The sequence below is a fragment of the Microcoleus sp. BR0-C5 genome, from assembly GCF_036705045.1.
Lineage (GTDB): Bacteria > Cyanobacteriota > Cyanobacteriia > Cyanobacteriales > Microcoleaceae > Microcoleus.
The window spans coordinates 119675-130617 of sequence record NZ_JAUBTR010000001.1 but is presented as its reverse complement, the minus strand read 5'-3'; the positions used below and the strand labels follow the sequence as shown (position 1 = coordinate 130617).

Below are 10943 nucleotides of genomic sequence, written 5' to 3'. Positions count from 1 at the left end.
CCCATTGTATCTAAAAAGAGAAAGATTGGGATTTGACGTGTTCGTGGGGGGGTTTACGAGATTGTGCATTTTAGGCAATTATTGTCGGTAAAATCCGCCCCTACGTTTTGGATATATAATATAAAGATTTTCCAGATTCTATGAATAACGAACCAGCCACTTTCAATACAGTCCAAGAACACGAGATTTTTGGCGATCGCGATTTTCCCTATTGGTTAACCCAACAACAAATCAGCCTCGCTTGCACTACCTATCAAACCAGCAGGTTAATGTTAATTGGTGCGGTGCCAGAAACGAACAGAATCTCGGCTTTTTGGCGAATCTTCGATCGCGCAATGGGGCTTTTCTGCACGCCGGAACGCATTTACTTAAGTTCCAAATATCAACTCTGGCAATTAGATAATGTCTTAGAATCCGGGAAATTATACCAAGAATACGATAAATTATATATACCAAGAATCGGCTATACTACAGGAGATATCGACATTCACGATATCGCTGTCGATAAAAATAACCAAATCATTTTTATTAGCACTTTGTTTAATTGTATCGCTACTTTGAGCGATCGCCACAGTTGCAAACCTCTCTGGAAACCCGGTTTTATCTCACAATATATCAATGAAGACCGCTGTCACCTCAACGGTTTGGCAATGGTAGGTGGAGAACCGAAATATGTCACGGCGTCGAGTCAGTCGGATGTGGTGGATGGCTGGCGCGATCGCCGACAAAACGGCGGTATAGTTATTGATATTGAATCTAATGATATTATCGTCACAGGATTGTCAATGCCTCACTCGCCGCGCTGGTATCAAGATAAATTGTGGCTGCTGAATTCGGGGAGAGGGGAATTGGGTTATGTGGATTTAGATACAGGGAAATTTGAGGCGATCGCGTTTTGTCCGGGCTATGTCCGAGGACTGGCATTTTGGCAAAATTGGGCGATTGTTGGACTGTCGAAACCGAGGGGTGGTGACAATACTTTTAGCGGTTTAGAATTGGATGAGTTGTTAGCAGCTAAGGATGCTGAGCCTCGCTGCGGTATAATGGCGATCGATTTGACTACTGGGGCGATCGTTCACTGGTTGCGGTTTGAAGGGATTGTCACAGAACTCTATGATGTGCAAGTGATTCCGACAGTGCAAAAGCCTATGGCTGTAGGTTTTCAAACTGAAGAAATTGCTCAGTTAATTACTTTGGAACTTTAACCGCAGATGGTGGCAGATGTACGCGGATGGACGCAGATACAGCAGATTCCACGTTTATGAAGCACACCCCGGAAGTGCGATCAATCGCCGTAGGGAAACGGCATTACCCAAAGCGTGTCAACTTAAGCTTTTAGTCCACCACTCCTCCCCCCCACCCGCTAATCCGCCAGGGGTGGAAACCCCTGTCTAATAGCTAAAGTCCTTTAAAAGAGGACTCAAGAACTCATCAGTCCTCTTTTAGAGGACTTGCGCTTTGAGGCAGGGGTTTCAACCCCTGCCGGAATGTCGGTTTGATGTTAAAATGTTTACAGGATTTACCCACGGGGTGTGAGAGAAAGTATTTAAGCGGGATTTGATATTACTCAAAAATCGCTCCATCTAAGCTTGTTTTTCTTAAGTCTGTTCTCGCTAAATTTGCACCTCTTAAGTCAGCACCTGTTAAGCAAACATTGCTTAAATCTGCATAACTCAAATCCGCACCTCTGAGATTAGCATCTGATAAATTTGCTCCTGATAAATTCGCCCTCACAAGTTGCGATTTACTCAAATTGCTGCCACTCAAATTTGCGGATTGTATCTGTGCTGCCATTAAGTTGGCTTTGCTTAAATTAGTGCCGCTTAGGTTAGCCAAATTTAATTTAGCATAACTCAAATCAATGTTTTCCAAGCAAAGTTCGCTCAATTGCGCGCATCGCAAGTTACCATTAATGAAAAACCTGTCTCCAATCCTATAACGGCGCAGCAATTCCTCAACTTCCAGCCGAATTAAAACCGGTTCGCAAGTATTTTGGTAGCACCACGATGTCTCCAGCAAACTAGCGGCTGCTTCAATTGCTACCTTGTCGGATTTAGGGATCACCAAACTATTGCACCCATCCCACTCACCGTTGAGCATAAATGCCATGTCAGAAGCTGCTGCACTTGAGTCGCATAGCAAAACGGTTTCTGGTTTGGGTTGCAGCCAGTTCATTAAGGCGATCGAGCTGTTGTTTTTCACTGTTGATTCAGGATTTTTTGGTCTTTCTTAATTATAAGTAAAAATATTGAAAACAGTATGCACAAATTCGCTGCGGCTTCAGAGAATGAATTAATTGTGTTTGGTGCAGCCAGACCAGGATACCGCGATGCAGAAATTGCTCGCTGGATTGAATTTATGCAGGGGCATAATATCAAGCAAGTTTGCTGCTTGCTTGCTCAGACCCAACTCATCCGCTACACTGATTTACTGGGAACATATCGGAAAGTATTTGGGTGCGATCGAGTTTGCTGGGCGCCGATTGCAGACTTTGAATTAGTCGATCGCGATATTTTAATCGATCGCATATTGCCGTTCTTGGAATCTGCAAATAGCACGGGCGAACGGGTGGTAGTTCACTGTTCTGGGGGGATCGGACGTACAGGACAGGTTTTGGCTGCTTGGTTGGTCAGCGCGCGGGGATTGTCTAACAAACAGGCGATCGCAGCAGTAAAAAAAACTGGCAGAAATCCCTATGAAGCTGCGAGCGTAGCTTGTTTGAAAGGTCGAAACCCCTGGCTAGTCGTTGAAGAACTTAATGCTCTCTTAGATGATTGTCGCCTTGCTGCGAGAAATGATATATAGCACTATAGCAACTATATATATGTGCCAATTGCGTAAGTCCTAAAATATTTAAAAGACTCGGTTTCCTCCGATCGAACTCAGGCATCGAATAAATGGGTGTTTTGGTTGTCACCGTTAGCCGCCCCGCTGGCGTTTTTGCGAATATTAGAAAACAAATAACGCACTTACAGCAGCGCAAGATCCTTGAAGCAACGGCGCGTTAACTCTATTCTTGCAGATCCGTCATTATTGTTGCGGAGGTCAATGTTTGTAGCAAAAAAGTAAACATTTTTATCCTTTTCTAAATAACCTACATACCAGCCAATCTGAGGCTTTGTTTCTTCTCCAAAACTGGCCCAGCCTGTCTTTGCCCTAATTGTGTAATCGGGAGTTTGTTCAACAATTATAATGTCTTTCACCAGAGACAACGATCGCTCAGAAAAGGGTAAGTCATTTTTGTAGAGACGGCGGAGAAATTGAATTTGCTCCTTGGGTGTGATTCGCAGTTCTCCCTCTAACCAGAATTTGTCAATATCGTCTTTGTTACCGATTTTTTGGTTGCCATAACCGACTTTAGCTACCCATTTTTGCATTTGCTCGTGTCCGACTCGGCGGGCGAGAACTTGGTAAAACCAAACGGCGGAAAGTTTCATGGCTTGTCTCATATTCAAGTCTCGATTCCATGCGGGAATTTGCCTTTGAATTCCATCCCAAGTTAGCACGGCAATCTCATCTGAAATCACCCCTGTTTCTAAGGAAATCAGAGAGTTGAGAATCTTAAATGTTGATGCGGGTAAAAAAGCTGTCTCATTACGCTGCGGGTTGTGTTGATAAAAGCGATCGCCATTCAAATCGTAAATCGCGATCGAGCCTTGAACTCCTAGTTCTTGAAAGTGCCGTCCAAAATTAATTGTCTGAGCAACATCTCCTCGGCGTCGTGGAGATTCTTGCACTGGATGTGGCACGGTTAAGGCTGATTGCGGTGGCTGAACTAAAACAGAAATAATGCAGCCTAATACAATTAAAATAACAGCGATCGCACGAGATATTCGGTTCATAAACTTCAATAAGTTAGCCAAATCACAGGCAGTAATGTCACAGGAGCGATCGACTTGTAAGGTGCGTCTGACTTAGGCTGTCTACGAAACAATTAGGGTTAGCCCCTGACGCACCCTACTATATATAGCTGTCAATTGCGTAATTACTTAACTATAAAACTGCCATAATAGTTAAGGCGACCAAGCAGCTTAACTGAATTACTAAGCTGAACAACCGAAACTTTGGATCGAGACCAGCGATGTGAATCGCTGAATGTACAAGCCGAAATATGATGTACACAACAATCAGCAAATCAACTGCTGTTCCTGAAACACCCCTAACGGTTAGAAGAAAAACAACTCCCAAATACAAAGGCAGGTTTTCTATCAAGTTGGATTGTACTCGAAATAGTCGCCAAAGCAAGCTGTCGTCGTTTTGTGTGCCGAAATCTTTTACAGAGCCGCCCGCAGATAGATGCCGAATCCTGACTGCTAGCAACAAGATAACGACTGCGATCGTCCACCCAATGAAAATTGCTAAACCCCAGAGAGGGAAAGTCATATTTGTCTGTTCAATTTGCATCATCTTTCTACCTTGCGAAACTGCTGCTAAGACTTAGAAAAGTTATCGGTCAAGACTCTTGTTCTGGCGTTCTCATTTTTAGCTAAAACAGCTTGAGGATGCTTCTATTCTGACTGTTTTCCGAAATGGATAGATCGCTCACCAAGCTCAAAGCAGCATCTCACCGACAAGCTGACGCTAACTAGAGTGCGATCGCATCTCGTGAGTGTCATTTCTAACCCCTAGCAACGGAGCCTTTACAGAGGGTTTTCGGCAAGACGATCGCACCATTGTATCGAGCAAGTGTTCGATCGCACCCGGTAGATTCTGGCAAAAACCAGTGTGTACCCGCGATGTCTGAACAATCGTGCTGCGGGGTGCTACGAGCCAGTGAAAGCGCTCTCTGTGGGGAAGTTGACCGATCGCGCCAGATTCCTTGCCGCCTGCACAAATGATGGGAATGACTGCTAGGTGATTGCGAATCATTTCCAGATCCAACGTTGAGTCGATCGCCATCAAGCGCTGTTCATCAATTTCGATACGGGCTTCGAGGAATTTTTTCGTACCGCAGGAAACTATTGCCCCCACGTTGATAAACTCCTCCCGCTCAACTTTGGGAACGACGCGGATAATGGCGTAATCATAAAGAAATCGATCGGGCACTAATCGCTTCCTCCAAAAAAATATGTGGTGATTCTAGCCGATTTAGCAGGTACTCAATATAAGCATTCCGATGTTCGTTGCTATCGCTGAAAGGAGAATCTCCCACCAGCCAAGTATCAGGAATTAGTTTAACAATGTTGCCAATGATGTCCGGCGTTAGCCTTTGAGTCATCTTTGAATTTGCCGCTTCCAGCGTGCTCGCAAAACGCAGCAGAACGTGGTCTTTGATTGGGAGAAAACGATCGCGGCTGCGCGAGAGATAATCTTTCCAGGTGTGGTGGAAGTAGAGGGCTGCACCGTGATCGATCAGCCAAAGCCGGCGGTGCCATACCAGCATATTTGCATTGCGCGACGTGCGATCGATGTTGGTCACGAAAGCATCGAACCAGACGATTTCTGAGGCCAAATCGGCATCGGACTTCCCCGCTATCGGGTCAAAAGTGATGGAGCCGGGGAGATAGTCAAGGGCGAGGTTGAGGCCAGCACTTGCTCGGATCAAATCTTGAATTTCCGGGTCAGGCTCAGTGCGAGCCAGTTCGGGATCGAGTTCAACAAAGACGAGTTCGGGGATTGGGAGCCCGGAGGCGCGAGCAATCTCTCCCGCCACTAGCTCAGCGATCAGAGATTTTGCTCCCTGGCCCGCACCGCGAAATTTGAGCACGTACATACCATCATCATCTGCTTCGACGATCGCGGGTAGCGACCCGCCCTCGCGCAAAGGAGTGACATATCTGGTAGCAGTGACTGTTCGCAAGCTGATACTCATGCTATTTTCGATTTGCGAGTTGAGATTTTCGATGGGAAATCACTGATTTTATGAGGGTTTTGAACACGGGCTTACAGACAGTTGGATTCTTTATTTTAACTGGGACTGATGTTAAGTAGTTTGTTTCGTAAACTGATGACTAAAAGGACACAACATTAGTTGTGTCCCTACGGAATTTTGCCAAATCTTGCTTTGAGACAGTCATTAGTCATCAGTCATTAATCAACCAATAACTCATGACTAACCACTAATCAGTTGTACTAACGTGGTCGATTCTCTCTAATTGCCAGAGAATTTGGTTTCCCTCGCGCCGCACCCGCGAAACTACCCAATTTCGCCAAACCCAGTTGTCTCCACGACTGGTGACAGCGCTGGCATTTACATCCATCAAATCAGCCAGTTCAGAACTGGTAATCAAGTAGCCTTTCGTAGCAACCTCGTCGGCGATGTGCAACGTTTCGATCAGATTGCGGAGGTCCTGAACCCTCACCTCGCGGGGTAAGTTCTCCAGGGTATCGGCAGTTGAATCCATCATGGTAGAGTTGGAGATCGGAAGGTCAGAAGTTATGACATAGGATTCTATCGTTTTGTTACCAGTTGCGTCCGTTTCTTCCGAAACAATTGTGTTGTCAAAGCGTAGGGGCGGTGCCCCCGTGCCCGCCCCGGCCTCGTCTCCCGTTGGTTTGCGCTGTTGCAGTTGGGGAGTGAGATTGTGCGAGAAGCTGCGGGCGATTTCATCGCATCTGTCGTTGTAGAAGTCGCCGGAGTGGCCGCGGACGTGTTCCCACTGGATTTGCCGGGAATTCAGCTTGTCTAGCAGATGCCAGAGGTCTTGGTTGACAACATCTTTGCCCGTTGAGGTTTTCCAGCCTTTATTTTTCCAGCCTTGAATCCATTTGGTGATGCCGTTTTTAACGTATTCGCTGTCGGTGTAAACGGTGACGGGTTCGGTTTGACCGGAATTGGCAAAAAATTCCAGCGCAGCGACGGCAGCTTGCATTTCCATGCGGTTGTTAGTAGTTTGGGGGTCTGCACCTCCGAGTTCGTGACACTTGCCGTCGGCGAAACAAACTACTGCACCCCAGCCGCCTGGGCCTGGGTTGCCGGAACAAGCGCCGTCTGTGTACAAGCTTTTGATTTTGGGAGTTGTCATGAGCGAATTAATGTGTAATTTAGAGGTAAGTTGTTTGCAAGTGCGATAATTCAGGCAATGGAGATAGTTTTACTTGCTGCTGTCAGGAACTCAGGACTGAAGTCACTGAGCTTGTAAGAAATTGCAAGCTGTTCTGACCAGACCCCCCGCATGGCGGAGACGTTATTTAGGTCACGACACCGGAAAATGCGACGCTAGTTTTTCGCTCTGTCATCTGCAATTAAACAGTTTTAAAGTCACTAAAACAGTGTTGCAGGTCTAACAAGCCTTTATAACCAGGTCGAAGCGCACATTACCCCGCAAGGGAGGCTCATTTGAGCAAAACACTATGCGCTCGCGGGTTGAGAGCTTGAGATGGAAATTGTCCCATTGAAAGTACATTACAAAAGTACACCGAGCAATCAATCCCAAGGCGGTAGTAAGGAACCCACGGTATCCCGGAGGTTTCGATGAAAAAAGATTCAAGGCGGTTGAAACCGCCGCGTCGTTTCCCACGAGCAGTCTAAATACACGCTCGTTTCCCACTTACCGAATTTTTTTATGAAAAATGCCAACTTAAAGATTAAAAAGGTTGCGCTATTTATTTGTCCGTTTTCTTTGTTAATTTTTAATACTTTCGCGCAAGCACAGCCCATAGTGCCTGCTGCTGACGGTACGGGTACTGTTGTCACGCCGATCGGCAACCGCTATGATATCAACGGCGGCAGTTTGTCGGGAGACGGCGCGAATCTTTTTCACAGTTTTGGGCAGTTTGGCTTGAATCAAGGTCAAATTGCTAATTTTCTGACTAATTCGGCTATTCAGAATATATTAGCTCGAATTGCTGGCGGGGACGCTTCGCTAATTAACGGTTTAATTACTGTCACGGGAGGCAATTCTAATCTTTTTCTCATTAATCCTGCGGGGATTGTGTTTGGCCCGAACGCGAGTTTGAATGTGCCGGCGGCTTTTACTGCAACTACTGCTACTGGTGTCGGTTTTGGTTCAAATTGGTTTAATGCTGCGGGTACAAATAATTTTAGCGCTTTGGTTGGTACGCCAAATGCTTTTTATTTTGGTGCGGGTGTACCGGGAAGTATTGTTAATGCTGGCAATTTAGCGGTGACTCCTGGGCAAAATTTGGCTTTGGTTGGCGGTACGGTTGTTAGTACCGGGCAGTTGTCGGCTGCGGGCGGGCAAATTACTGTTGCTGCTGTTGGGGGAGATCAGATTCTCCGTATTAGTCAACCGGGGCATTTGTTGAGTTTGGAAATAGCAACGGGCGGAAATTTTGCTAATTCTCAACAGACTTTGAATCCTATTTCTTTGCCGCAGTTGCTGACAGGTACTGGGCAAAATCAGGCGGCGGGTGTTGCGGTTGCTGATGACGGTTCTGTGCGGCTTGTGGGGTCTGGTTTGCAGGTGAATTCTGGGGATGTGGTGATTGCTGCTAATGTGTCTGGGCTGCCGCAGTTGAGTGCGGGAAGTGCGAATTTATGGGCTGTGGGAAATCTGACGTTAGCGGGCGCTAGGCTGCAAACTACGGGGGATTTGAGTTTGCTGGGTGGGGATGCGGTGCGGGTCAGGGACAGCGCCCTGAATCCTTTTTTGTCGCAGGCTGGGGGGAATTTATACATTCAGGGATCTCGCACTATTGATATTCTCACTCAAAATGCGATCGGCGGCTTATCTCTTCCCCCGCAATTCCAAAGCGGCGGCAATTTGAGTTTGGTTAGCAACGGCGTTATTTCGGGGGATGCCCACTTTGTTTCTGGTGGCAATTTTTCGATTCGCAATTTGTCGGGAATGCCGGGAAACTTTGTCAGTTTATTTGACCCGATTATCAGTTCGGAAGGAGATGTTTTCTTTGGAGATTATACCGGAGTTTCGCTGAAAGTCGAGGCGAGGGGGAGCATTGTTGCCGAGGATATTACAATTACCGGCCCTGATATTGCATTGGGTAGGGAAAATGTGAGTGGTGATCCAGATATTGCTATTTTAACCAGCAGTCCGGCCTTAATTCTGCGGGCGGGAGTGCAAAATCTGGCAAATTCTCCTAATGTTCCTAATTCTCCTACGGATACTCCGGGTGATAATGAACAACCTAATCCTTTAGGTGACGATGCAATATTTACTCCTGCGTCTATTTTATCGAATAATTTGATTTCTGTTGAAAATATTTCGGCTGGCGGGCCGGTGATTTTGTCAGCGCCGGGAATTATCGCAACTAGAGATATTAATGGCGGTCAAATTAATCTCGAAAGCAGGGAAGCAGGAGTGGTAGTTGGGGGCAGATTAACGTCTAGTTCGACAATTAATATTCAAGCTAATGACAATATTATATTGACAAGTGACATTTTTCGTGCTGATCTCAACGGCAGTATTAGTCTGAATACTGTTCGAGGCAATATAGTAACAGGGTCGATCGATACTGGGACTTCCGGGGCGATCGTACTCAGAGCTTTTGGCAATGTGAATTTTGGGACTTTGCAGGGCTCTAATGTTGATATTACCAGTAACTCCGGGGCATTGGGAGTTTTGACTGATGCCAATATCATTGTTCCTAATACAACACCAGTCAACATTACAGCAACTGAGAATATCAATTTGACAGCTTTTAGGGACTTAACGGTAGGCAATCTCACCGCTGCGACTGTCACTGCTAGCAGTAATGGGAGTGTTAATACGGGTGCGATCGCTACTTCGAGAGATGTCAGAATTGTAGCCGGACAGGACATCAGCACAAGGGCAATAACTGTTAATCCTGTCGCCACAAATCCAGTTAATCCCATCATTCCCACAGTCAATCTGGATGCCCTAAATAATATTAGCGTTGATTCCATCAATGCTCCGGCGGCTACGATTGCTTTGAGAGCAACTAGCAACTTAAATGCAGGGAGTTTGCTGGGGGGCTCAGTCGATCTCAATAGCGATGGGGGAAATATTGCGATCGGTAATACTACATCTCTTGGGAATATTAATATAATAGGTTCGGGAAATGTAAATTCAGGGGATTTACAGGGAACAAAAATTAATGTAAATAGCAGTTCGGGAATTATTGATATTGGCCGCGCTACTGCAACAGCAAATACTGTCACTTTAACAGCGCCGCTGGATGTAAATTCACGAGATTTGCGGGGAGTTGGAGTGAATGTAACTAGCAATACGGGAAGTATTGATATTGGCAATACCGACGCCACAACAGGAAATGTCAGTTTGACAACTTCTGGCAATGTAAATTCAGGAGATTTGCAGGGAGTTGGAGTTAATGTAACTAGCAATTCGGGAAGGATTAATATTGCCAATACGGACGCTACAACAGGAAATGTCAATTTAATAGCGCCGCTAGATGTAAATTCACGAGACTTGCAGGGAGTTGCAGTTGATGTCACTAGCAGCAGGGGAACAGTCAGCACTGGTAATATAAGTGCTGTTGAAAGTGTCGGAATTTTAGCGGGAAACGAAATCGCAATTGGCCGAATAAATGTTAATCCTGTTGTGAGGGTCGATCGCACTTCTACAGTAAATCTTAACGCTCAAAATGATATCAGTGTTGCATCGATCAATGCTCCGGGCGGTAATGTTGAGATCGCAACTCCGGGTTTAGTTCGAGTGACGGGTACTTTTGACCAAAACAGCACTCCTGTTAGCATCTCGACTCTTGGCGACACTCAACCCGGTACAGTTACGATCCGCCACGGCGGCGGCGATGTCAATCCGCCGACGGCTTTTGTGGTGGGAGATGCGACGACTAATGGTACTGCTGGGGCGATCGCCAGCAATGCTTTAGGTACGATTACTCAGGGACAATCGTTCATAAATTCTTACACTCAAGGCAATAGTGCGATCGTCACTACCAATCAACCAACTAATCCCGACAATCCGAATAATCCCGATAATCCCGATAATCCCGATAATCCCAATAATCCCAATAATCCCAATAATCCCAATAATCCCAATAATCCCAATAATCCCAATAATCCCAATAATCCCAATAAT

At 46.0% G+C, this 10943-nt stretch carries 9 protein-coding genes; 3 read left to right on the top strand and 6 right to left on the bottom strand.

Translation table 11 applies throughout. The features are described from left to right. Positions 1–140: 140 nt before the first annotated feature. Positions 141–1205, top strand: a complete 1065-nt coding sequence (locus QUB08_RS00545) for a TIGR03032 family protein (RefSeq protein ID WP_333222520.1) — start codon at positions 141–143, stop codon at positions 1203–1205. Between the two features lie 358 nt (positions 1206–1563). Here QUB08_RS00545 and QUB08_RS00540 read toward each other — a convergent pair whose 3' ends face one another. Next, complete coding sequence (locus QUB08_RS00540) at positions 1564–2202, bottom strand: pentapeptide repeat-containing protein (protein ID WP_333222518.1); 639 nt, start codon at positions 2200–2202, stop codon at positions 1564–1566. 57 nt (positions 2203–2259) lie between these two features. Between QUB08_RS00540 and QUB08_RS00535 the strand changes: the two genes are divergently transcribed. Beyond that, the gene (locus QUB08_RS00535; protein ID WP_333222516.1) at positions 2260–2805 is read left to right on the top strand and encodes a phosphatase domain-containing putative toxin; all 546 of its coding nucleotides are present in this window, start codon (positions 2260–2262) and stop codon (positions 2803–2805) included. Between the two features lie 164 nt (positions 2806–2969). Here QUB08_RS00535 and blaOXA read toward each other — a convergent pair whose 3' ends face one another. From blaOXA to rnhA, 5 genes are all read right to left on the bottom strand, one after another. Continuing rightward, positions 2970–3842, bottom strand: a complete 873-nt coding sequence (gene blaOXA, locus QUB08_RS00530) for a class D beta-lactamase (protein ID WP_333222514.1) — start codon at positions 3840–3842, stop codon at positions 2970–2972. A 151-nt stretch (positions 3843–3993) separates the two neighbouring features. After that, the gene (locus QUB08_RS00525; protein WP_333222512.1) at positions 3994–4407 is read right to left on the bottom strand and encodes an MAPEG family protein; all 414 of its coding nucleotides are present in this window, start codon (positions 4405–4407) and stop codon (positions 3994–3996) included. Positions 4408–4581: 174 nt separating this feature from the next. After that, a complete protein-coding gene (locus tag QUB08_RS00520; protein ID WP_333222510.1) occupies positions 4582–5046 on the bottom strand; it encodes a DUF3037 domain-containing protein in 465 nt (154 codons plus the stop codon). Then, on the bottom strand, positions 5024–5812 hold the full coding sequence (locus QUB08_RS00515; protein WP_333222508.1) for a HipA family kinase: 789 nt from the start codon (positions 5810–5812) through the stop codon (positions 5024–5026). The genes QUB08_RS00520 and QUB08_RS00515 overlap by 23 nt, the downstream gene beginning before the upstream one ends. A 247-nt stretch (positions 5813–6059) precedes the next feature. Then, entirely contained in the window at positions 6060–6965 is a 906-nt protein-coding gene (rnhA, locus tag QUB08_RS00510) for a ribonuclease HI (RefSeq protein WP_333222506.1), read from the bottom strand. Between the two features lie 540 nt (positions 6966–7505). Here rnhA and QUB08_RS00505 point away from each other — a divergent pair. Further along, positions 7506–10943, top strand: a 3438-nt coding sequence (locus tag QUB08_RS00505; RefSeq protein WP_333222505.1) for a two-partner secretion domain-containing protein, incomplete at its 3' end; no start/stop codon positions are given.

Excerpts from the sequence above, each read along its gene's own strand:
- rnhA (WP_333222506.1), bottom strand. The coding sequence starts at position 6,965 with ATGACAACTCCCAAAATCAAAAGCTTGTACACAGACGGCGCTTGTTCC.
- QUB08_RS00545 (WP_333222520.1), top strand. The coding sequence starts at position 141 with ATGAATAACGAACCAGCCACTTTCAATACAGTCCAAGAACACGAGATT.
- QUB08_RS00515 (WP_333222508.1), bottom strand. The coding sequence starts at position 5,812 with ATGAGTATCAGCTTGCGAACAGTCACTGCTACCAGATATGTCACTCCT.
- QUB08_RS00535 (WP_333222516.1), top strand. The coding sequence starts at position 2,260 with ATGCACAAATTCGCTGCGGCTTCAGAGAATGAATTAATTGTGTTTGGT.
- QUB08_RS00525 (WP_333222512.1), bottom strand. The coding sequence starts at position 4,407 with ATGATGCAAATTGAACAGACAAATATGACTTTCCCTCTCTGGGGTTTA.
- blaOXA (WP_333222514.1), bottom strand. The coding sequence starts at position 3,842 with ATGAACCGAATATCTCGTGCGATCGCTGTTATTTTAATTGTATTAGGC.